Raw genomic sequence first — 21,440 nt, 5'->3', positions numbered from 1 at the left:
TTCCCGAATCTTCTCATCTTACGCGTGCTGTGCGGGACGAGCTCCCGCGAGAGGGAACGATCAGGCGTCGACGGACGCCTTGCTGCGGGCTTCGCGGATGCGGGCGTCCCGCTCCTTCAGCTGCGGTTCGTTCTCGCGGAACAGCGAGTAGAGCGGAGCGGCGACGAACAGCGTCGAGTACGTCGCGACGAGGATGCCGACGAAGATCGAGAGCGAGATGTCGGTGAGCGACTCGGCGCCGAGCCAGAAGGCGCCGATGAAGAGCACCGCGCCGACGGGCAGAGCCGCGACGACCGAGGTGTTGATCGATCGCACGAGTGTCTGGTTCACGGCGAGGTTGACGGATTCTCCGAACAGCCGGGCGGACTTCTCCCCGTCCTCGGTGGTGTTCTCGCGGATCTTGTCGAACACGACCGTGGTGTCGTACAGCGAGTACGCGAGGATCGTCAGGAAGCCGATCACGGCGGCGGGCGAGATCTCGAAGCCGGCCAGCGCGTAGACGCCGACCGTGATCACGAGCACGTCCAGGAGACCGATGATCGCCGCGGCGGACATCTTCCACGTGCGGAAGTAGATCGCGAGGATGAGGAAGGTCAGCGCCAGGAAGATCGCCAGGCCCCACAGCGACTGCTTGGTGACGTTCTCACCCCAGGCCGGACCGATGAACGACGACGTCACGTCGGCGGCATCGACCTCGTACGCGTCGGCGAGGGCCGCAGCGACCTGCTGCGTCTCGTCGGCGCTCATCTGATCGGTCTGCACCCGGATGTCGCGGTCGCTCACGACCACGACCTTGGTGGCCGCGCCAGGCACGACCGACTGCACGGCGGCAGTCGCCGCCTCCTGGTCGAGGCTGTCCGGTGCCTGCACCGTGAACTGCGACCCGCCGGTGAACTCGATCGAGAACTGGATCGGGCGGATCAGCGGCACGAGCGCCGAGCCGACGACGAGCACGATCGCGATGATGAACCAGAGCCGGCGCTTGCCGACGAACGGGAAAGAGGTCTTCCCCGAGTACAGGTTGTTGCCGAACTCATTCATGGAAGGCATCAGGCGTCTCCCTCCCCGGTTCCCTTGGTCGAACTGTCGGCGTTGGCAGGTCTCTCCCCCGCCAGGGCTTCTGCGCGCTTCCGCTCGGCGATCGTCTGACGACGGTCGGCCTCACCTCTCGCGCGGGCGTTCTTCGCCCCGCGGCCGGTGGTGACGGTCGACACCTCACGGAACTGCGACCGACTGCGGTAGACCGCGCCGAGCGCCTCGGGGTCGAGACCGGACAGCCTGTGTCCCCCGCCGAAGAATCTCGTTCGCGCGAGGAGCTGCATCACGGGGTGCGTGAAGATCACGAAGATGAAGACGTCGATCAGGGTCGTGAGGCCGAGCGTGAACGCGAAGCCCTTCACGGTCGAGTCCGCGAGGATGTACAGGACGACCGCCGCGAGGATGTTGATCGACTTCGAGATGTAGATCGTGCGCTTGGCGCGACCCCAGCCGTCTTCCACGGCCGAGGTGATCGACTTGCCGTCGCGGAGCTCGTCTCGTATTCGCTCGAAGTAGACGATGAACGAGTCGGCGGTGAATCCGATCGACACGATGAGACCCGCGACGCCGGCGAGCGACAGGCGGAAGCCCAGTCGCCAGGCCAGGATGCAGATGATGATGTAGGTCAGCACGGCCATCACGGCGATCGAGGCGATGATCACCGAGCCGAGCGCTCGATAGACGATGAGCGAGTAGATGGCCACGAGCGCGAGTCCGATGAGGCCGGCGATCAGGCCGATCTGCAGCTGCTGCGTTCCGAGGGTCGCGGAGATGGTGTCGGAGCTCTGCACGGTGAAGCTCAGCGGCAGAGCGCCGAACTTCAGCTGGTCCGCGAGGGTCGTCGCACTCTCCTGCGTGAAGCTGCCCGAGATGCTCGGCCGACCGTCGAGGATCACGCCGTTCATCCGCGGGGCGCTGAGGACGCTGCCGTCGAGCACGAACGCGAACTGGTCCCGCGGCGACAGTCCGTCGATGCGGTTCTGGTTCAGGCGCGTGCTGACGACGCCGAAGGCGTCTCCGCCGGAGCCGCTCATCGTGAGCTGGACGAGCCAGGCTCCCGACTTGGGGTCGCGACCGGCGGCCGCGTCGGTGATGGCCGTGCCGTCGAGCTCGGCCGGGCCGAGCAGGTACTTCTGGGCTCCGTCGGGCGAGCACGCGATGAGCGGCTCGTCCTTCGGCGCGCGCGCCGGGTCGTTGTCCGGGTTGGCGCAGTCATACGCCTGGAACTCCGCGGCAAGCTTCTCGGTCACCCAGGCCAGGTCGCTGGGGTCGGTGGGCTCGGTGGTCGGCGTCGCGTTGAGCGACGGATCGGGCGACGGGAACGGCGTGGAGTTGCCGTCCTCGCCGACGAAGTCCGTGGTGGCCGCGTTGGTGGCCAGCACCGGGCGGAACTCGAGCTGAGCACTCGACTGGATCCGCTCGCGGGTCTGCTCGTCGGCGACACCGGGGATCTGGACGACGATGTTCTGTCCGCCCTCGGTCGTGATGTCGGCCTCGGCGACACCCGATGCGTCGACACGCTGACGGATGATCGCCGCGGCCTGGTCGAGCTGCTCAGACGAGGGGGCAGCGCCGTCTTCGGTCTCGGCGCTCAGGACGATCTGCGTGCCGCCCTGCAGGTCGAGGGCGAGTTCCGGCGTCCACGAGCTCGCCGCCTCCCCGTTGCCGTCCTTGATGAGGTAGACGCCCAGCGAGTTGATGCCGAAGAGCACGCCCGTCACGAGGAGCAGGCCGAGGAGGACCCGCCAGGCGTGACGGACCGGAGAGGATGAAGCCACGTGTGTTCAGCTTTCTGAGATGCCGGAGATGCGAGAGGCAGCGCTGGCGGCGGTCTTACTTGTCGTCTGCGTCCCGCTCGAGACGCGCACGCGTCTCCTCGGTGGTCTCGATCGCGGGAGCATCGGTCTCGGTGGCCACCACGTCGTCCTCGACGACCGCGGGCTCCTCGACGACGACGTCCTTGGGCTCCACGATGCGGAGGATGGCCTGGCTGTGCACCTCGATGATGGTGCCGGGAGCGATCTCGACGAGCGCCGGGGAATCGAGGTCCTCGGGGTCGTACGCGACGATCGTCCCGTAGATCCCGCCCTGCAGCAGCACCTTGACGCCGGGGACGGTCTTGGTCGCCTTCTCCTCCTGCTCGGCCTTCATCTGCTTCGTGCGCTTGCGCGTGTTGAAGATCATGAAGACGAGGAGAACGGCCAGAAGGCCGAAGAGGATGAATTCCATGGGCATGGGGGAAGCGCCTTTCTCAGGTGCACGCACCAGCCTTTGGGCGCACAGAGGTATCCGGGGGGAAGTCTTCAGCGATTATAGGTCATCAAGGCGAAGCGCCCCGTCGGGGTGGGCCACTCCGAGGTGCGCATACGCCTCCGGCATGGCAACCCTGCCCCGCGGTGTCCGTCCGAGGAAGCCGATGCGGACGAGGTAGGGCTCCACGACGCTCTCGACGGTCTCGCCCTCTTCTCCGACCGCGACGGCGAGCGTGCTGAGTCCCACAGGGCCGCCGCGGAACCTCCGGACGAGTGCTTCCAGCACGGCACGATCCAGCCGGTCGAGACCGATCGCGTCGACGTCGTAGAGCTCGAGCGCGGCGCGGACGTCGTGGATCGTCGCCGAGCCGTCGCCGTGCACCAGGGCATAGTCGCGCACGCGCCGGAGCAGGCGGTTCGCGATGCGGGGTGTGCCCCGGGAGCGTCGGGCGATCTCGGCGAGCGAGTCCTGGGGGATCTCCACGCCCAGCACGATCGCCGACCGTTCGATGACCTGCTCGAGCTCTCGCTCGTCGTAGAACTCGAGGTGTCCGGTGAACCCGAAGCGGTCGCGGAGCGGATTGGGCAGCAGACCCGACCTGGTCGTCGCACCGACCAGCGTGAACGGCGCGAGCTCGAGCGGGATGCTGGTCGCGCCGGCGCCCTTGCCGACCATGATGTCGATGCGATAGTCCTCCATCGCGAGGTACAGCATCTCCTCCGCGGAGCGGGCCATCCGGTGGATCTCGTCGATGAACAGCACCTCGCCGGGGACGAGGCTCGACAGGAGCGCGGCGAGATCGCCGGCGTGCTGGATCGCGGGCCCGCTGGACAGTCGCAGCGGTCGGTCGCTCTCGTGCGCGACGATCATCGCGAGCGTGGTCTTGCCGAGACCCGGAGGGCCTGCGAGGAGGATGTGATCGGCGGGTCGGCTCTGGATGCGGGCCGCCTCCAGGAGCAGCTGGAGCTGCCCGCGGACCTTCTGCTGACCGACGAACTCGTCGAGGCTCGCGGGGCGCAGTGCGCCCTCGATCGCGAGCTCGGTGTCGTCGACGGGCTCGGTGGCATCGCGGGCGTCAGACACGCGCCTGGCCTCCCTGAGCCGGTCCCAGCACGGCGAGCGTGCGCCGCAGGAGCGACGCGACAGAGCCGCGCTCGGCATCCGTCGCATCGGCAGCGGTCTGCGTCGCCGCCTCGGTAGCCACGCGCTCCGACCAGCCGAGGCCCACGAGCGCGGCAGCGACCTGGGAGACGACGTCGGTGCCGGCCGATGCCGCGGTCCGCTTCGGCGTCGACGTCGGATGGACCTTGCCGGCCAGCTGCAGCACGATGAGCTTGGCGGTCTTGGGCCCGATGCCGGACACGCGCCGGAAGGGTGCATCGTCTTCGGACGTCACGGCCTCGGCGATCTGATCGACCGTCAGATGCGACAGGACGCCCAGCGCCGACTTCGGACCGACGCCCGTGACGCTGATCAGCAACCCGAAGATCTCCAGCTCGTCGCGCTCGGCGAACCCGTACAGCGCGAGCGAGTCCTCGCGGACGATGAGGCTGGTGTGCAGCTGGAGCCGCTCTCCCACCGTCGCCGTGTGAGCCACATCGGTCGGGACGGCCACGGAGAAGCCGACGCCGCCGACCTCGACGACGACCTGGTCGGGCGTCGTGTGCAGGACGACGCCGTGCAGAGAGGAGATCATCCCCTCAGCCTACGGCGTCACTCGTAGCTATGTTCGAGCGACACGCTCTGCGGCAGCCCAGGCGCGCTGCGCCGGTGTGAGCGCCCCCTGCGTGGCGACCGCACCTCCCCGGCGCCAGGCGTGGCACAGCGCGATCGCGAGAGCATCCGCCGCATCCGCCGGCTGCGGCGGGGCGTCCAGGCGCAGGATGCGGGCGATCATGGCCTGCACCTGGCGCTTGTCGGCGGAGCCGTACCCCGTGACCGCCGCCTTGACCTCGCTCGGCGTGTGCGTGGCGGCGGGAAGCCCGGATTCCGCCGCGATCAGCAGCGCGACGCCGCTCGCCTGCGCCGTGCCCATCACGGTGTGGGTGTTCTGCTGCGCGAACACGCGCTCGACAGCCACGGCATCCGGTCGATGCTCGGCGATCACCTCGCGGATGCCGGCTGCGACGATCGCGAGACGGTCGCCGATCTCGGCATCCGGAGACGAGCGGATGACCCCCACGTGCACAAGCGTCCCGCGGCGGGAGCGGTCGACGTCGACGACCCCGACACCGCACCGGGTGAGGCCGGGATCGATGCCGAGGACGCGCAGGGAGGAGGTCACTCCCCCAGGCTAAGCCGGACGCCCGACGAGGAGCGTCAGGCTCGCCTCAGGCGTCGTCGTTCTCCAGCTCCGCCTGCACCTCGGACGAGAGGTCGAAGTTCGTGAACACGTTCTGCACGTCCTCACTGTCCTCCAGCGCATCGATGAGACGGAAGATCTTGCGAGCGGTGTCGGCGTCGATCTCGACCTTGAGGTTCGGGACGAACTCGACGTCGGCGGACTCGTAGTCGATCCCGGCCTCCTGCAGCGCACTGCGGACCGCGACCAGATCATGCGCCTCGGTGATGACCTCGAACCCCTCGGCGTGCGGCTCGATCTCCTCCGCACCCGCCTCGAGCGCCGCCATCATCACGTCGTCCTCGGTCGTACCCTCGGAGCCGACGACGATGACGCCCTTGCGGCTGAAGTTGTACGCGACGCTGCCGGGGTCGGCGAGGGTGCCGCCGTTGCGGCTCAGAGCCGTGCGCACCTCAGCGGCCGCGCGATTCTTGTTGTCGGTCAGACACTCGATCATCAGGGCGACGCCGTTGGGGCCGTACCCCTCGTACATGATCGACAGGTACTCGACGGCTTCGCCGCCGATGCCCGCACCGCGCTTCACCGCGCGGTCGATGTTGTCCTTGGGAACAGAGGTCTTCTTCGCCTTCTGCACCGCGTCGAACAGCGTCGGGTTTCCGGCCAGGTCAGCGCCGCCGAGCTTGGCCGCGACCTCGATGTTCTTGATGAGCTTGGCCCACGACTTCGCCCGGCGGGAGTCGATGATGGCCTTCTTGTGCTTCGTGGTCGCCCACTTGGAATGCCCGGACATTAGTCTCCGCTCGTCGTATCCGCCCCGGAGTTCGCACCCAGGGCATCGTCAAGTCTAACGAACCGCGCGAGTGGCACAGGATGGAGATATGCGCAGATCCCGACACATCACCCCGGTCCTCCGCTCATCCGAGGTGCGCGACGACGAACCGACACCAGCCGACACCTTGCGATATCTGGTCCATCTGCCGGACGACTACGACGCCGACTCGGACAGGCGCTGGCCGCTCGTGCTGTTCCTGCATGGCTCGGGCGAACGGGGTTACGACCTCGACCTCGCCGCGCTGCACGGCCCGGCGAAGCTGGCGGATGCCGGCCGAGACTTCCCCTTCATCCTCGTCACCCCCCAGTGCCCCGAATCGAGTCAGTGGGTCGCAGAGCTCTCGACGCTGGCCGGGCTGCTCGACGAGGCCGTCGCGGCGCACCGCGTGGATCCGGCGCGCATCGCGGTCACCGGACTCAGCATGGGCGGTTACGGAACCTGGAGCCTCGCGGTGCGCTACCCCGATCGGTTCGCCGCCATCGCCCCCATCTGCGGCGGGCTGTGGCTGCAGAGTGCTGCGCCGATCCGGAACCTGCCCGTCTGGGCGTTCCACGGCGACGCCGACGATGTCGTGCCGATCTCCGCCACGGAGCAGATCGTGAGCGAACTCCGGTCACTCGGCGCCGACGTGCGGTTCACGAGCTACGCGGGCGTCGGCCACGATTCCTGGACCGAGACGTACGAGAATCCCCGGTTCTACGAGTGGCTGCTCTCCCACCGACGCGTCGACTGATCATCGTCTGGTGCGCGACGGCTCGCGGGTGTAGTCCTGACCCCATGGACCAGAGTGGCCTCGACGACAGAACCCGTGCGCTCAACGCCGCACACCGCCGTGCGACGGAATTCCTGGGGACGCTCGACGACCGACCGGTCTGGCCGCGGGCGGCCCTCGACGAGATGCTGACTGCCTTCGGCGGACCGTTGCCGGCGGCCGGCACCGACCCGGCACAGGTGATCGACGAGATGGCGGAGCACGCGGAGCCCGGTCTCGTTGCCATCCCCGGCGGCCGCTTCTTCGGCTTCGTGATCGGTGCCACGCATCCGGCCGCCCTGGCCGCGGACTGGCTCGTCTCCGCGTGGGACCAGAACTCCGGCTCGTCCACGCTCACACCCGCGACCGTCGCGATGGAACGTGTGGCCGGTGGATGGATGCTGGAACTGTTCGGGCTCCCCTCATCCGCGAGTGTCGGCTTCGTGACGGGAGGTCAGCTGGCGAACTTCACCTGCCTCGCCACCGCGCGTCACGCGGTCATGGCGCGCGCGGGATGGGACATCGCAGAGAGGGGCGTGCGAGACGCTCCCCCGCTGCGTTTCGTCGTCGGCGCGGATCGGCACGGCTCGATCGACCGCGCCGCGCGCTTCCTCGGCATCGGGCGCGCGGAGCTGACGGTCGTGGACTCCGACGATCAGGGCAGGATGCGGCCGGATGCCCTCGAGCGCGCGCTCGGTGACGGCGAGGGACCGCTGATCGTCTGCCTGCAGGCCGGTGAGGTGCACACGGGGGCGTTCGACGACTTCCAGGCGCTGATCCCCCTCGCGAAGCAGCACGGAGCCTGGGTGCACGTCGACGGCGCATTCGGGCTCTGGGCCGCGGCATCCGAAGACCTGCGTCGGCTCACCACCGGGATGGAGCAGGCGGATTCGTGGGCGACCGATGCGCACAAGACGCTGAACGTGCCCTACGACTGCGGAATGGCGATCGTGCGCGACCCTGCCGACTCGATCGCGGCCTTCCGGACCGGCGGCGACTACCTCATCTACTCCGGCCTCGATCCCTGGGATGTCACGCCCGAGCTCTCGCGTCGCGCCCGCGGTGTGCCGGCCTGGGCGGCACTGCGGAGCCTCGGACGCTCCGGGGTCGCGGGCCTCATCGACCGCCTGCATGAGAACGCGGTCGCGATGGCGGCGGGTCTCGCCTCGATCGAGGAGATCGAGGTCCTCAACGAGGTCGACTACACGCAGGTCATGTTCCGGGCCGGATCGGATGCCGCGACCCGGGCGCTGGGCGAGGCGATCCTGCACGACGGGACGGCAGCCGTCACGGGCGCGGAGTGGCGCGGGAGGGCGTCGCTGCGCTGCTCGATGTCGTCGTGGGCGACGACCCCCGGCGACATCGAGCTCACGGTCGCGGCGATCCGCAGACTGGTCGCGATCTAGGCGGCTGCCGCGGTGACGGCGCGTACCCGGTCGAGGAACCGCCGATGGAAGCGGGTCTCCCCCGTGATCTCGGGGTGGAAGCTCAGCCCGAGCAGGCCGCCCTGCTCGACGGCGACGACGCGTCCGTCCGGCAGCGCCGCGAGGATCTCCGCGCCGGGTCCGACGGATTCGACGACGGGACCGCGGATGAAGGCGGCCTTCACCGGATCCGGTCCGAGCTCCGCGACGGCGAGTTCGGCCTCGAAGGACTCGACCTGCCTGCCGAAGGCGTTGCGCCGCACCACGGCGTCGATGCCGCCGAACGACTCCTGCCCGTCGATCGCGTCGACGACCGTGTCGGCGAGCATGATGAGTCCGGCGCAGGTGCCGAGCATCGGCATCCCCGCGGCGATCGCGGCTCGGATCGGCTCCTGCATCCCGAAGATCCGGGACAGCTTGTCGATCACGCTGGATTCGCCACCCGGGATCACGAGGCCGTCGACGGCCGCCAGCTCCTCGGGGCGGCGGACGAGCGTGACGTCGGCGCCCAGCTCCGCGAGCAGGGCGGCGTGCTCGCGCACGTCGCCCTGCAGCGCGAGGACGCCGACCCGGGGACTACCAGCCACGCTCGGCGAGGCGGTGCGGAGCGGGCAGATCGGTCACGTTGATGCCCACCATCGCCTCGCCGAGGCCGCGCGAGACCTCCGCGATGACCTTCGCGTCGTCGAAGAACGTGGTGGCCTTCACGATCGCCTTCGCGCGCTCGGCAGGGTTTCCGGACTTGAAGATGCCCGAGCCCACGAACACGCCGTCGGCCCCGAGCTGCATCATCATCGCGGCATCCGCCGGCGTCGCGACGCCACCCGCGACGAAGAGCACCACGGGGAGCTTGCCGGTCTCGGCGATCTCGGCGACGAGGTCGTATGGCGCCTGCAGCTCCTTCGCCGCCACGAACAGCTCGTCCTTCGGGAGGGCCGTCAGAGCGGCGATCTCGCCCCGGATCTTGCGGATGTGCTTCATCGCCTCGGAGACGTCGCCGGTTCCGGCCTCGCCCTTCGAGCGGATCATCGCGGCACCCTCGTTGATGCGGCGGAGAGCCTCGCCGAGGTTGGTGGCGCCGCAGACGAAGGGGACCTTGAAGCCGAACTTGTCGATGTGGTTCACGTAGTCGGCCGGCGAGAGCACCTCCGACTCGTCGATGTAGTCGACACCGAGCTCCTGCAGGACCTGCGCTTCGACGAAGTGCCCGATGCGCGCCTTCGCCATCACCGGGATGGAGACGGCGTCGATGATGCTGTCGATCATGTCGGGATCGCTCATCCGCGAGACGCCGCCCTGCGCACGGATGTCGGCCGGAACGCGCTCGAGCGCCATGACGGCGACGGCGCCGGCATCCTCGGCGATCTTCGCCTGGTCCGCGGTGACGACGTCCATGATGACGCCGCCCTTGAGCATCTCTGCGAGGCCGCGCTTGACGCGCGAGGATCCGGTGGTGGTCTGGGCGGTCATGAGGACTCCTGTCGGGTGCACCAAAGTCTGAATTGATCTAGGCCAAACATAGCACTGTCCGAAACGACCTAGAATCGGTCCGGAGGGCACATGAGCGACGAGATCACAGGAACCACGGCGGCCGACATCGCCGACAGCGTGCGCGGACTCCGCGACCGTGGCATCCTGCGTCCCGGCAGCCCGCTGCCTCCCGTGCGCGAGCTCGCCGCACGACTCGGCGTCAACAGGAACACCGCGGTCGCCGCCTACCGGCAGCTGGCCCAGGCGGGCCTGGTGATCTCGCGCGGTCGTGCAGGAACCGTCGTCACCGGCCATGAATCCGTCCCGCAGGAGGGCTACGCCGCCGACACCGTGCTGCGCGACGTCGGCACCGGCAATCCGGATCCGCGGCTGATCCCCGATCCCTCCCCCGCACTGATGAACATCGCCAGCCGCCCCGTGCTCTACGGCGAGCCCGTCATCGACCGCGATCTCGACGACTGGGCGCGGAAGTGGGTGGCAGCCGATCTCGACGCCGCATTCCGCGTGACGATCACAAGCGGCGCCGTCGATGCGGTCGAGCGACTTCTGGCGCAGGCGCTGATGCGCGACGACGCCGTCGCCCTCGAGGATCCGTGCTTCCTCGCCAGCATCCACACCGTGCGGCTCGGCGGCTACCGTGCCGTCGCTGTGCCGGTGGACGAGCAGGGCATGACGGTCGACGGGCTGCGCGCGGCGCTGGACGCGGGTGTCCGTGCCGTCATCTGCACACCGCGCGCGCAGAATCCGACCGGCGCGAGTCTCTCCGCCGCGCGCGCAGCCGAGCTGCGGACCGTGCTGGCCGATCACCCCTACGTGCTGATCATCGAGGACGATCACTTCTCGATGCTCTCGCAGCGGCCTTACGAGTCGCTCATCGGTCCGGAGCACCGCCGGTTCGCCCTCGTGCGCTCGGTGTCGAAGTTCCTGGGACCCGACATGTGCCTCGCGATCGCCGCGACCGATGCCGAGACCGCCGAGCGGCTGGCGATGCGTCTGAGTCCCGGCACCACCTGGGTCAGCCATCTGCTGCAGCGCCTCGCGTTGACGCAGCTCACGGACGAGGCGGTGACCGCCGAGGTCGCCGCCGCAGCCGCCCATTACGCGGAGCGGAACGCCGCGTTCTCCGCGCGTCTGCGGGAACAGGGCATCGAGGCGCCGGCATCCGATGGGCTGAGCCTCTGGGTCGAGTTGCCGCAGCCCGCGAGGATCGTCGCCGAGCGCCTGATGCGGCGCGGCTGGCTCGCCCGCACCGGCGACGAGTTCGCCCTCGATGATCGCGCCGAGCCCTCCCACCATCTGCGCCTCACCGTGCACGACCTCGACGACCAGGATGCCGCGACGCTCGTGGCCGACCTCGTCGCCGCCGTGCGTTGACCACCCGCCGCGGACACCGGGCCGCCTTGAATGAAAGGATCGGAGAATGAAGATCCTCTCCATCCAGTCGGCCGTCGCCTACGGTCACGTCGGAAACTCCGCAGCAGTGTTCCCGCTGCAGCGCATCGGCGTGGAGGTGCTGCCCGTCTACACGGTGAACTTCTCCAACCACACCGGATACGGCGCGTGGCGAGGACCGCTGATCGCGCCCGACGACGTGCGCGAGGTCATCACCGGCATCGAGGAGCGCGGCGTCTTCGGGCAGGTCGATGCGGTGCTCAGCGGCTACCAGGGCGGAGAGGGCATCGGCGACGTGATCATCGACGCCGTCGCGCGCGTGAAGGCCGCCAACCCGAACGCCGTCTACGCGTGCGACCCCGTCATGGGCAACGCGAAGTCCGGGTGCTTCGTCGCGCCGGCGATCCCGGTGCTGCTGCGCGAGCGCGTGGTGCCGGTGGCCGACATCATCACACCGAACCAGTTCGAGCTCGGGTTCCTCACCGACACCGAGCCGGACACGCTCGAGTCGACTCTCGCCTCGGTCGACCTCGCCCGCGCGATGGGCCCCCGGACGGTGCTCGTCACGAGCGTCGAGCGGCCCGACCGCGAAGAGGGAACCATCGAGATGCTCGCCGTCGACGACCAGGGCGCCTGGATCGTGCAGACGCCGCATCTGCCGATGAAGGCGAACGGCTCCGGCGACGTCACGGCTGCGCTGTTCACCGCGCACTATGTCGAGAGAGGCAGCGCGCAGGTCGCGCTCGAGCGCACGGCATCCAGCGTCTACGACCTGCTCAAGGCGACGCTCGACTCCGGAGAGCGCGAGCTGCAACTCGTCGAGGCCCAGGAGTTCTACGCGAACCCTCGGATGCAGTTCACCGCGCGCCAGGTGCGCTGAGCGTCAGACCCGACGTCGGGTCCCTGAGGACCTTGGGTCCCTGAGCCTGTCGAAGGGCAGACGCTTCGACAGGCTCAGCGACCCCGCATCCGCCGGTCGTCGAGCGAGGGGCGAAGCGACGGGACGAAACGCGGTCAGCGTGGCCAGGCGTCCGCGACGGCCTCGCGCACCTCGCCGAGCAGCTGCGGCAGCGCCTTGGTCTTGGCGATGATCGGGAAGAAGTTGGCGTCCGACGTCCACCGCGGCACGACGTGCTGGTGCAGGTGGCCGTCGACGCCGGCGCCCGCCACGGCGCCCTGATTCATGCCGAGGTTGAACCCGTCGCAGCGCGACACGTCCCGCAGCACGCGCATCGCGGTCTGCGTGAGCGCACCGATCTCGGCGACCTCTTCGGGCGTGGCCTGGTCGTACGTCGCTATGTGGCGATACGGACACACCAGCAAGTGACCGGAGTTGTACGGGAACAGGTTCAGCAGCACGTAGGCCGTCTCCCCGCGCGCGACGATCAATCGATCGGCATCCGCATGCTTCGGCGCCTCGCAGAACGGGCACTCGTCGCGCAGCGGCTCCGGCCCCGCCTGGATGTACGCCATCCGGTGCGGGGTCCACAGCCGTTGGAACTCGTCCGGTACGCCGACGAGGCGCCCCGCATCCTCCAGCTCAGCCACCGCGGGATCCCTGCACCTGTCGAAGGGTCACGCCAGGTCCCCTGCTGTCTGCACGAGTGCGTGCGAGTCGATCGCCGCGCGGATGCGGTCGACGGCATCCGCGATCGGGACGCCGTTCTCCTGCGTGCCGTCGCGGTAGCGGAACGAGACGGTGCCGGCGGCGCGGTCCTGCTCCCCCGCGATCAGCAACAGGGGCACCTTGCCGGTGGTGTGGTTGCGGATCTTCTTCTGCATCCGGTCGTCCGAGGTGTCGAGCTCGGCGCGCACACCCGAGTTCCGGAGCGTGGTGATGACCTCGCCGAGGTAGTCGGCGTACTCTTCAGCGACCGGGATGCCCACGACCTGCACGGGCGACAGCCACACCGGGAAGTCTCCGGCGTAGTGCTCGAGCAGGATCGCGAAGAACCGCTCGATCGAGCCGAACAGCGCTCGGTGGATCATGATCGGACGCTTCTTCTGGCCGTCCTTGTCCATGAACTCCAGGTCGAAGCGCTCGGGCAGGTTCGGGTCGACCTGGACGGTCGAGAGCTGCCAGGTGCGTCCGATCGCGTCCCGCGTCTTGAGGTCGATCTTGGGGCCGTAGAAGGCCGCCTCGCCGGGGACCTCGGTGAGCTTGAGACCGGATGCCACCGCGACACGGCGCAGCGCGTCGGTCGACGACTCCCAGAACTCGTCCGAGCCGATCCACTTGGACTTCTCGTCGTCCTTCATCGACAGCTCCAGCTCGAAGTCGGTCAGACCGAAATCGCGCAGCATCGAGAGGATGAAGTCGAGGACCTTCGCGACCTCGTCCTCGAGCTGATCGGGGGTGACGAACAGGTGGGAGTCGTCCTGGGTGAAGCCGCGCACGCGGGTCAGGCCGTGCAGCGCGCCGGAGAGCTCGTTGCGGTAGACCGTGCCGTTCTCGGCGAACCGCAGGGGCAGGTCGCGGTAGCTGCGCGCGCGCTCCTTGTAGATGAGGATGTGCATCGGGCAGTTCATGGGCTTCAGGTAGTAGTCCTGGCCCTGCTTGGTGATGTTGCCCTCGTCGTCGCGCTCCTCGTCCATCACGATCGGCGGGAACATGCCCTCCTTGTACGTGACGAGGTGGTTCGAGGTGAGGAAGAGGTCTTCCTTCGAGATGTGCGGCGTGTACACGTAGGTGTAGCCGCCCTCGATGTGGCGCTTGCGGGCGTGCTGCTCCATCTCGCCGCGGATCATGCCGCCGCGGGGGTGCCAGACCGAGAGGCCGGAGCCGATCTCCTCCGGGAACGAGAACAGATCGAGTTCCTTGCCGAGGCGGCGGTGGTCGCGCTTGGCCGCCTCCTCGAGGCGATGCTGGTACGCGCGCAGCTCGTCCTTGGTGGGCCACGCCGTGCCGTAGATGCGCTGCAGCTGCGGGTTCTTCTCGCTGCCGCGCCAGTAGGCGGCGGCGATGCGGGTGAGGTCCCAGCCGTTGCCGATCATGCGGGTGTTCGGCAGGTGCGGTCCGCGGCAGAGGTCCTTCCAGACGACCTCGCCGTCGCGCGTGGTGTTGTCGTAGATCGTGAGCTCGCCCTCGCCGACCTCGACGGAGGCGCCCTCGGCAGCTTCCTTCCCGCCCTTGAGTCCGATCAGCTCGAGCTTGAACGGCTCATCGGCCAACTCGGCGCGAGCCTCGTCGTCCGTCACGACGCGGCGGACGAAACGCTGTCCCTCGCGGACGATGCGCTGCATCTCCTTCGTGATGGCCTTGATGTCCTCGGGGGTGAACGGGGTCTCCACACCGAAGTCGTAGTAGAAGCCGTCGGTGATGGGCGGGCCGATGCCGAGGCTCGCCTGCGGGTTGATGCGCTGCACGGCCTGCGCGAGCACGTGCGCGGCCGAGTGGCGGAGGATGTTCAGCCCGTCGGCGCTGTCGATCGTGACCGGCTCGACCTCGTCGGCATCCGTCACGGTCGTGGCGAGATCCTTGAGGTCGCCGTTGACGCGCATGGCGACGACGTTTCGATCGGTGAACAGGGCGAAGCCATCGTGCGGCCGGGCGTTTTCAGGCACAGAAACTCTCCATCTGGGTCACTACCCAGGTTACCGGTACGCCCAGGCGCTCCGGACCGTCAGACGACGGCATCGGATGCGCTGTTCGAGGCGGTCGGGGCGAGGATGACGATCGCCGCACCGACGAGGGCGACCGATGAGCCGACCCAGTCCCACACGGTCGGCCGGAAGCCGTCGACGATGATCCCCGAGGCGAGCGAACCCGCGATGAAGATCCCGCCGTACGAGGCGAGCACTCGACCGAAGTTCGCGTCCGGCTGCAGGGCCGCGATGAATCCGTAGGCGCCGAGCGCCATCACGCCGAGGACCGCGAAGATCCAGCCGCGATCCTCCCTCACCGCCTGCCAGATCAGCCAGGCGCCGCCGATCTCGGCGAGGGCCGCGAGGACGAACAGAACGACGATGCGGAAGACGGTCATCCCGCCAGTGTGTCAGCCTCACGCGTCGGATCGTCAGCGTCGTGTGATGTCTCCGGAGCCCGAGATGTCCTGGGCGACACGCGCATCCCCCGCGTACGTGACGTCACCGCTGCCGTCGATGATGATCGCGAGATCCCCGTCGGCGGTCACGTCCGCGCTCCCCGAACCGCGGATCGAGACGAGTGCGTCCACGCTGCGCAGAGCCTCGGCCGAGTAGGAGCCGGCGCCGTTGATCGCGATGTCCTGCCGGTGCGCCGTGCCATCGATCTCGACCCCGCCGGAACCGTCGATACGTACGGTGAGCTCGTCGACCGTGACGTCGTGGACGACGATCTCGCCGGCGCCGTCGATCCGGAACACAGCCGTCGCGGCGTCGATGCCCGTGACGTCGACGTCACCCGAGCCCCGCACGGTGACCGCGGGAGCGGTCGCTGCAGAGAGATCGATCGAGGCGTCGCCCGACCCGAGCACGATGAGGGACTCGAGCGATGACACCGTGAGCTCGTACCGGATCTCTCCGTTCCGCAGCATCGGCTCGCCCTCCATCCCGAGCTGCAGCACTCCGTCGACGACATCGGCTGTGAGGCTGTCGATCACGCGTTCGCCGGCGGTCACGGTCAACGAGGGCGTCGTGCCCAGAGTGACGGTGAGATCGCCGGAGGTGTCGAGTTCCACCGCGGCGACGTCGGTCATCTCTCGGTTCTGAGTGACGACCGGGCCCGGATCGAACGCCGCGCACCCCGTCAACGCGGAAGCGGAGACGACGAGCAGGGCGATGGCGGAAGGGCGGACGAGACGTGAGCGCATGGCCTCAGCGTAGATTCCGGCGCGCGCCGCCGACAGCTACGGGAGTATCGATGTCGCCTCACACCTCGGTAGGGGCGGGCGACGGCAGGATGCCGCCCGATCACGTACCGTGAGGGAATGAGAGCAGTCGCCCGATGGATCCTCGCGATCGCGCTCGGCGCGATCGGCGTCATGCACTTCACGTCGACCCGCGGGTTCCGCGTCGTCGTCCCGGACTGGGCCGTGGAGCTGACGAAGCTCGACAAGAACGACATCGTCCTCGCCTCCGGTGCCGCCGAGATCGCTCTGTCCGCCGGCCTGATCGCGCTCCCCCGCGAACGACGCCGGATCGGCTGGGCGACCGCCGCGTTCTTCGTCGCCGTCCTCCCCGGCAACATCCATCAGTGGCAGACGCGTCGCTCGACGCCGGGGCTCGACACGGATGCTCGACGGCTCGGGCGGCTCTTCCTGCAGCCGGTGCTCGTGCTCTGGGCCCTCTGGGCGACGAACGACGAACCGGCTCGCCGTCGCTGAAAGCCACCGCGGCGGGCACGCATCGTCGCCGGGGTCAGAGACAATGGGGCCATGTCCTCTCCCTCGATCGTCTGGTTCCGCGACGACCTTCGACTGGCCGACAATCCTGCCCTGCGCGCCGCGCTCGATCTCGGTGAGCCGATCATCGCGCTGTTCGTCCTCGACGAGGAGTCCGACGGCATCCGTGCCCTCGGCGGCGCCTCGCGCTGGTGGCTGCATCATTCGCTCGCCTCGCTCGCGGAGCGTCTGCAGGAGCGTGGAGCAGAACTGATCCTGCGGCGGGGTGCGGCCGACCGCATCGTCCGCGACCTGGTCGCGGATTCCGGGGCGGGTGCCGTGTTCTGGAACCGCAGGTACGGCGGTCCGGAACGGGATGTCGATGCCGGCATCAAGTCGGCCCTGCGCGAAGAGGGCGTGACGGTCGCCTCCTTCGCCGCGTCGCTGCTGCATGAGCCCTGGACCGTCACGACGGGCGGTGGCACGCACTACTCGGTGTTCACGCCGTTCTGGCGTGCGTGCCTCGCGCTCCCCGCGCCCCGTGCCCCGCTTCCGGAACCGCGGGAGGTTCCCGGCGCGACGCCGGTCTCGGCATCCGACGCTCTCGACGACTGGGAGCTCCTCCCCACGGCGCCGGACTGGGCAGGTGGCCTTCGCGAGACGTGGGAGCCGGGTGAACCGGCCGCGCGCCGGCGACTGAGGGAGTTCCTCGAGAGCGACCTCCCCGACTACGACAGCGCCCGCGACCAGCCGTCGGCCGGCGCGACGTCGCTGCTGTCGCCGCGTCTGCGCTGGGGCGAGCTGAGCCCTTTCACGGTCTGGCACGAGGCGGTCGGCGTCGACGGAGCCGGCCGCTTCCTCTCGGAGCTCGGCTGGCGGGAGTTCGCCTGGCACACGCTGTACCATTCCCCGGATCTCGCGACGAAGAACCTGCGGCGGGAGTTCGACGCGTTCCCCTGGCCGCCGCTCGACCCGTCGCAGCTCGACGCCTGGCAGCACGGCGAGACGGGGGTACCGCTGGTGGATGCCGGCATGCGCGAGCTCTGGCACACGGGCTACATGCACAACCGGGTGCGAATGGTGACGGCCTCGTTCCTCGTGAAGAACCTGCTGATCGACTGGCGGCTCGGCGAGGAGTGGTTCTGGGACACGCTCGTCGACGCCGACGACGCGAGCAACCCGTTCAACTGGCAGTGGGTGGCAGGGTCCGGGGCAGATGCTGCGCCGTACTTCCGCGTGTTCAACCCCGAGCTGCAGGCGAAGAAGTTCGACCCCCAGGGCCTCTACATCGCGCAGTGGGCATCGGATGCCCCGACCGAGCCGATCGTCGACCTCAGCGAGACGCGGAAGGCGGCTCTCGCCGCCTACGACCAGGTCAAGCGCGGGTCGCGAAGCGAGAGATGAGCATCATGCGCCCCTGGGAGATGCACGATACGGTCGTGATCGGTGCCGGCGTGATCGGGGCGTCGATCGGCTACCACCTCGCTGCACGCGGAGCGGCGGTGACCGTTGTCGATGCGGGTCTTCCCGCGTCCGGCGCGACCCGGCACTCGTTCGCCTGGATCAGCAGCACCGGGGGCGCGGATGGGCCGGCCTTCGGGCTCAGGGATCTCTCGGTGCAGGACTGGAGACGCCTCGGCGAGGAGATCCCGGGACTCGGGCTGGTCTGGTCCGGAGCGCTCACCTGGGGTGAGGAGTTCGGGCGCGCAGGGGCGATCGAGCCGCCGATCGACGTCGAACCACGGCTCGCTGATCTTCCCTCGTCCGCTCGGTTCAGCCCCGACGAGGGATGGATCGATCCCGTCCGCGCGTCGGAACGGCTGATCGAGGCCGCCCGACATCGCGGGGCGCAGATCCGGCTCGGAGCGCCCGTGCTGCGACTGATCCGTGGCGAGGTCGCGGGCGTGATCGGCGTCGACCTCGGCAACGTCGTGCTGGGAGCGACGAACGTCATCGTGGCTGCCGGGACCGGATCTGCCGCGCTCTGCAGCTCGGTCGGCGTCAGCCTTCCCCTGCCGGCGGCTCCCGCGGTCATGGTTCGCCTCTGGGCAGAGCCGGGACTCATCGGGCACATCGTCGCGAACGACGAGTTCGAGGCCAGGCAGAGCCCGGACGGCACGATCCTGATGCCGCGCGGCTACGCCGGCGAGGACTCGACCGAATCGCTGCTGGCCACTGGCGAGACGGCCCGACGACTGCTGATCGATTCGTTCGAGGGCGCAGACGACGTCCGTCTGCTCAGCGCAGAGGTCGGCTGGCGGCCGATGACGAGCGACGGAGAGCCCGCCGTCGGCGCCACGCGCATCCCGGGGCTTCACGTCGCCGTCGCACACCCCGGTGTCTGCCTCGCCGCCACGATCGGAAGGCTCGTCGCAGACGAGCTCACGACCCCCGTTGCTGCGCCCGAGTTGGCGCGCTTCCGTCCGACGCGGTTCGACGGACGGCTGCGGGCACCTCAGGCGTCGACGGTCTGACCTGCACGCACCCGGAACCACAGGCTGAGCTCGGCCAGCGCGCGAAGCGTGGTCGATCGCTCATCGGCATCCTCGAGGTCGGCGAAGGAATCGCGGAACCCCGCCGGGGCATGATCGCGATCACCCTGGAGGGTGCGGTAGCCCATCGTCCAATCCTCGAACTGCCGTTCCTCGATCGGCTCCTCCATCAGGATCCGCATATCTTGATGACGCGCGTCCTGGCCGATCGTGCGAGCCAGTCGGCGCACGACATGGGCAGGACCCTCGAGCACCTGGATGAATCGCTCGCCTCGGTACAGCAGCATCCCGGTGATGTCGCGTGCACCGTTGAGGCTCCTGGCCTGCTCGAGCAGGTGCGTGAGAGCCGTCTCCCGGAAGGGCGCAGCGGCCTTGCTCGTATAGACGAGCGAGAGAAGCGTGGTGTCGTCCGTGCTCACAGCTGCACCACTCCCCTCAGCTGCTCGTCGGTGCCGTCGTCCGGCGAGACCACGGCGCGCGACGAGGACACCGCGGCGGTGGCGCCGTCGAGGGTCGCGAAGCTGCCGAGCGCCCGCGAGCGCGCGTCGAAGGCGGCGTAGGCGCCGTCAGGCTGCCGATCGACGTAGCCCAGGAAGTCTCCGCTGCGGCTGCCGACATGGAATCCTTCCTCGACGCACGCCCAGAGGACGTCGGAGGAAGCAGAGTGGGGATCGTTCACCCGTGAACACTATGAGGCGGGAGCGACATTCCGCTTCCCCCTTGCGCAGCGGAGGTCCGCTGTGGCAAGTGCCGACGCGCTCAGACGCGGCGCACCGACAGCATCTGCCAGCCCTCGGGGACCTTGGCCTCGAGGGCCGCCATGTCGTCCGCCTCGATCTCCTGAGGCTCGTCGCGCCGCTGGAAGCGCCCTTCGACGATGCGGATGCCGCCGGGCTTCATCTCCACGTGCGCAGTCGCCATGTCCCAGCCCGCCGGAGCCTGGGCGAGAAGCTGCGCCCGGAGCTCCGGGATGTCCGTGCCCTCTACGGTCGCGGTCTTCTTCTCAGCGGGGCGGATCAGGGCAGCGAGCATCCACCCAGCCTAGGCGACCTGAGTGTCTGCTGTTAGCTGCCCTGAGTGTTCACTGTCAAGGTTCTTCTCAGGTCGGAGATGATGCTCGACGGTGTCCTCATAGCCCCGGTTGGGGGTGACACCGGGTCTGTCGATGGAGGGTGAGATGACGGAAGTGGCGGATGCTCGGTTCGAGCTCCGGAAGGTCGTCGGGTACGAGTGGCTGATCCTCGATCACCGATACGAAGTGAACGATCCGCGTCGCACCGTCGGGTGCGTGTATCAGGTGGATGAGTACGAGGTCGAGGTGTCGTGGATGCGGGAGATCCCGCTCGCACGCCGATATATGACACCGCTCGATGCCCTGCAGGAACTGCTCCGGTTCGAGAACCGCAGCCGCTCCACGAGGCCGATCGAGATCCCGCATCAGCCACCGCTGATGGCCCCGGCACCAACCCCGAGCAGTCCTCTCTGATTCGCTCGAGGTGCTCGCCGACTTCACTCGAGGTGCTCGCCGACACGAAAAAACCCCCGGAGAACCGGGGGTTTGTCTGTGCGCGATACTGGGATCGAACCAGTGACCTCTTCCGTGTCAGGGAAGCGCGCTACCGCTGCGCCAATCGCGCCTATACAGGCTGTTCAGTTGTATGCGACGAGGTGGCGACGGGATTCGAACCCGTGTAAACGGCTTTGCAGGCCGGTGCCTAGCCGCTCGGCCACGCCACCGTGTGGATTGACCCCACGTGCCGTGAGCCTTCCGGAGAAGACCCTCTGCACTCGAGCGGATGACGAGACTCGAACTCGCGACCCCAACCTTGGCAAGGTTGTGCGCTACCAACTGCGCTACATCCGCATTTCGTTCCCGGTTGTCCCGGGCACTCATGAAACATTAGCCGATGTTCGGCAAGTGTCCAAACCGGAAACGAATCTCGCGCGTGTCTCCCCGACTGGTCCTCGCGGCCTCCGAGCGTCGGGTAGTATCTGTTGACGTACCCCACAGGTATGGGCGATTGGCGCAGTTGGTAGCGCGCTTCCTTCACACGGAAGAGGTCATCGGTTCGAGTCCGGTATCGCCCACCGAGAAGGCCCCGACAGGAAGTGAAATCCTGTCGGGGCCTTCGTCGTCTCGTCTGACGCCCTGGGGCAAACCTGGG

At 68.6% G+C, this 21,440-nt stretch carries 24 protein-coding genes and 4 tRNA genes; 9 read left to right on the top strand and 19 right to left on the bottom strand.

The window, feature by feature from the left end:
* Positions 1-60: 60 nt before the first annotated feature.
* From secF to DC434_RS08700, 7 genes are all read right to left on the bottom strand, one after another.
* Positions 61-1,050, bottom strand: coding sequence for a protein translocase subunit SecF (secF, locus tag DC434_RS08730; protein WP_116634910.1), 990 nt, complete (start codon positions 1,048-1,050; stop codon positions 61-63).
* On the bottom strand, positions 1,050-2,816 hold the full coding sequence (gene secD, locus DC434_RS08725; RefSeq protein ID WP_116634909.1) for a protein translocase subunit SecD: 1,767 nt from the start codon (positions 2,814-2,816) through the stop codon (positions 1,050-1,052). The genes secF and secD overlap by 1 nt, the downstream gene beginning before the upstream one ends.
* A gap of 55 nt (positions 2,817-2,871) precedes the next feature.
* Positions 2,872-3,273 (bottom strand): preprotein translocase subunit YajC, encoded by a 402-nt coding sequence (locus tag DC434_RS08720; protein WP_347707145.1) that lies wholly within the window; start codon positions 3,271-3,273, stop codon positions 2,872-2,874.
* Positions 3,274-3,348: 75 nt separating this feature from the next.
* On the bottom strand, positions 3,349-4,374 hold the full coding sequence (ruvB, locus tag DC434_RS08715) for a Holliday junction branch migration DNA helicase RuvB (RefSeq protein WP_116634907.1): 1,026 nt from the start codon (positions 4,372-4,374) through the stop codon (positions 3,349-3,351).
* A complete protein-coding gene (gene ruvA / locus DC434_RS08710; RefSeq protein ID WP_116634906.1) occupies positions 4,367-4,987 on the bottom strand; it encodes a Holliday junction branch migration protein RuvA in 621 nt (206 codons plus the stop codon). The genes ruvB and ruvA overlap by 8 nt, the downstream gene beginning before the upstream one ends.
* A 27-nt stretch (positions 4,988-5,014) precedes the next feature.
* Positions 5,015-5,575, bottom strand: a complete 561-nt coding sequence (ruvC, locus tag DC434_RS08705; protein WP_116634905.1) for a crossover junction endodeoxyribonuclease RuvC — start codon at positions 5,573-5,575, stop codon at positions 5,015-5,017.
* 46 nt (positions 5,576-5,621) lie between these two features.
* Positions 5,622-6,383, bottom strand: coding sequence for a YebC/PmpR family DNA-binding transcriptional regulator (locus DC434_RS08700; RefSeq protein WP_116634904.1), 762 nt, complete (start codon positions 6,381-6,383; stop codon positions 5,622-5,624).
* Positions 6,384-6,471: 88 nt separating this feature from the next.
* On the opposite strand from DC434_RS08700, the gene DC434_RS08695 reads away from it, so the two are divergent.
* Both DC434_RS08695 and DC434_RS08690 read left to right on the top strand, forming a co-directional pair.
* The gene (locus DC434_RS08695; protein ID WP_116634903.1) at positions 6,472-7,158 is read left to right on the top strand and encodes a PHB depolymerase family esterase; all 687 of its coding nucleotides are present in this window, start codon (positions 6,472-6,474) and stop codon (positions 7,156-7,158) included.
* A gap of 44 nt (positions 7,159-7,202) precedes the next feature.
* A complete protein-coding gene (locus DC434_RS08690) occupies positions 7,203-8,582 on the top strand; it encodes an aminotransferase class V-fold PLP-dependent enzyme (protein ID WP_116634902.1) in 1,380 nt (459 codons plus the stop codon).
* On the opposite strand, the gene pdxT is transcribed toward DC434_RS08690, so the two are convergent.
* Together pdxT and pdxS are read right to left on the bottom strand one after the other, a co-directional pair.
* Positions 8,579-9,187: a pyridoxal 5'-phosphate synthase glutaminase subunit PdxT gene (gene pdxT / locus DC434_RS08685; protein WP_116634901.1), complete on the bottom strand. Its 609-nt coding sequence runs from the start codon at positions 9,185-9,187 to the stop codon at positions 8,579-8,581. The two genes, DC434_RS08690 and pdxT, sit on opposite strands and share 4 nt — an antisense overlap.
* Complete coding sequence (gene pdxS, locus DC434_RS08680; protein WP_116634900.1) at positions 9,177-10,070, bottom strand: pyridoxal 5'-phosphate synthase lyase subunit PdxS; 894 nt, start codon at positions 10,068-10,070, stop codon at positions 9,177-9,179. Before pdxS ends, pdxT begins: the two co-directional genes overlap by 11 nt.
* A gap of 90 nt (positions 10,071-10,160) precedes the next feature.
* Between pdxS and DC434_RS08675 the strand changes: the two genes are divergently transcribed.
* Both DC434_RS08675 and pdxY read left to right on the top strand, forming a co-directional pair.
* Complete coding sequence (locus DC434_RS08675) at positions 10,161-11,465, top strand: aminotransferase class I/II-fold pyridoxal phosphate-dependent enzyme (protein WP_116634899.1); 1,305 nt, start codon at positions 10,161-10,163, stop codon at positions 11,463-11,465.
* Positions 11,466-11,511: 46 nt separating this feature from the next.
* On the top strand, positions 11,512-12,363 hold the full coding sequence (gene pdxY / locus DC434_RS08670) for a pyridoxal kinase PdxY (protein WP_116634898.1): 852 nt from the start codon (positions 11,512-11,514) through the stop codon (positions 12,361-12,363).
* A 134-nt stretch (positions 12,364-12,497) separates the two neighbouring features.
* On the opposite strand, the gene DC434_RS08665 is transcribed toward pdxY, so the two are convergent.
* From DC434_RS08665 to DC434_RS08650, 4 genes are all read right to left on the bottom strand, one after another.
* The gene (locus DC434_RS08665) at positions 12,498-13,031 is read right to left on the bottom strand and encodes an HIT domain-containing protein (RefSeq protein WP_116634897.1); all 534 of its coding nucleotides are present in this window, start codon (positions 13,029-13,031) and stop codon (positions 12,498-12,500) included.
* A 27-nt stretch (positions 13,032-13,058) separates the two neighbouring features.
* Entirely contained in the window at positions 13,059-14,984 is a 1,926-nt protein-coding gene (gene thrS / locus DC434_RS08660) for a threonine--tRNA ligase (protein WP_243408899.1), read from the bottom strand.
* 122 nt (positions 14,985-15,106) lie between these two features.
* The gene (locus tag DC434_RS08655; RefSeq protein WP_116634895.1) at positions 15,107-15,466 is read right to left on the bottom strand and encodes a YnfA family protein; all 360 of its coding nucleotides are present in this window, start codon (positions 15,464-15,466) and stop codon (positions 15,107-15,109) included.
* 33 nt (positions 15,467-15,499) lie between these two features.
* On the bottom strand, positions 15,500-16,273 hold the full coding sequence (locus DC434_RS08650; protein WP_116634894.1) for a DUF2807 domain-containing protein: 774 nt from the start codon (positions 16,271-16,273) through the stop codon (positions 15,500-15,502).
* 117 nt (positions 16,274-16,390) lie between these two features.
* Between DC434_RS08650 and DC434_RS08645 the strand changes: the two genes are divergently transcribed.
* From DC434_RS08645 to DC434_RS08635, 3 genes are read left to right on the top strand one after another with little or no spacing between them, the layout of a single operon-like run.
* Positions 16,391-16,786, top strand: a complete 396-nt coding sequence (locus DC434_RS08645) for a hypothetical protein (RefSeq protein WP_116634893.1) — start codon at positions 16,391-16,393, stop codon at positions 16,784-16,786.
* Between the two features lie 51 nt (positions 16,787-16,837).
* Positions 16,838-18,187, top strand: coding sequence for a deoxyribodipyrimidine photo-lyase (locus DC434_RS08640; RefSeq protein ID WP_116634892.1), 1,350 nt, complete (start codon positions 16,838-16,840; stop codon positions 18,185-18,187).
* The gene (locus tag DC434_RS08635) at positions 18,184-19,257 is read left to right on the top strand and encodes an FAD-dependent oxidoreductase (protein ID WP_116634891.1); all 1,074 of its coding nucleotides are present in this window, start codon (positions 18,184-18,186) and stop codon (positions 19,255-19,257) included. The genes DC434_RS08640 and DC434_RS08635 overlap by 4 nt, the downstream gene beginning before the upstream one ends.
* Here DC434_RS08635 and DC434_RS08630 read toward each other — a convergent pair.
* The 3 genes from DC434_RS08630 to DC434_RS08620 form a co-directional block, all read right to left on the bottom strand.
* On the bottom strand, positions 19,239-19,694 hold the full coding sequence (locus DC434_RS08630) for a BLUF domain-containing protein (RefSeq protein WP_116634890.1): 456 nt from the start codon (positions 19,692-19,694) through the stop codon (positions 19,239-19,241). The genes DC434_RS08635 and DC434_RS08630 overlap by 19 nt on opposite strands.
* Positions 19,691-19,954 (bottom strand): hypothetical protein, encoded by a 264-nt coding sequence (locus DC434_RS08625; RefSeq protein WP_116634889.1) that lies wholly within the window; start codon positions 19,952-19,954, stop codon positions 19,691-19,693. Before DC434_RS08625 ends, DC434_RS08630 begins: the two co-directional genes overlap by 4 nt.
* 80 nt (positions 19,955-20,034) lie before the next feature.
* The gene (locus DC434_RS08620; RefSeq protein ID WP_116634888.1) at positions 20,035-20,307 is read right to left on the bottom strand and encodes a hypothetical protein; all 273 of its coding nucleotides are present in this window, start codon (positions 20,305-20,307) and stop codon (positions 20,035-20,037) included.
* Between the two features lie 145 nt (positions 20,308-20,452).
* On the opposite strand from DC434_RS08620, the gene DC434_RS08615 reads away from it, so the two are divergent.
* Positions 20,453-20,761 (top strand): hypothetical protein, encoded by a 309-nt coding sequence (locus DC434_RS08615; protein ID WP_116634887.1) that lies wholly within the window; start codon positions 20,453-20,455, stop codon positions 20,759-20,761.
* 79 nt (positions 20,762-20,840) lie between these two features.
* Here the strand turns inward: DC434_RS08615 and DC434_RS08610 are convergent.
* The 3 genes from DC434_RS08610 to DC434_RS08600 all read right to left on the bottom strand — a co-directional run bounded on the left by DC434_RS08610 (position 20,841) and on the right by DC434_RS08600 (position 21,139).
* Positions 20,841-20,912: transfer RNA gene (locus DC434_RS08610), tRNA-Val, on the bottom strand.
* A 29-nt stretch (positions 20,913-20,941) separates the two neighbouring features.
* A tRNA-Cys gene (locus tag DC434_RS08605) sits at positions 20,942-21,012 on the bottom strand.
* Positions 21,013-21,066: 54 nt separating this feature from the next.
* Positions 21,067-21,139: transfer RNA gene (locus DC434_RS08600), tRNA-Gly, on the bottom strand.
* A gap of 151 nt (positions 21,140-21,290) precedes the next feature.
* On the opposite strand from DC434_RS08600, the gene DC434_RS08595 reads away from it, so the two are divergent.
* A tRNA-Val gene (locus tag DC434_RS08595) sits at positions 21,291-21,363 on the top strand.
* The last annotated feature ends 77 nt before the right edge of the window (positions 21,364-21,440 follow it).

The sequence above is a fragment of the Microbacterium sp. TPD7012 genome, from assembly GCF_003075395.1.
Lineage (GTDB): Bacteria > Actinomycetota > Actinomycetes > Actinomycetales > Microbacteriaceae > Microbacterium.
The sequence above is the reverse complement of the archived record's forward strand: the minus strand, read 5'-3'. Positions and strand labels throughout refer to the sequence as shown.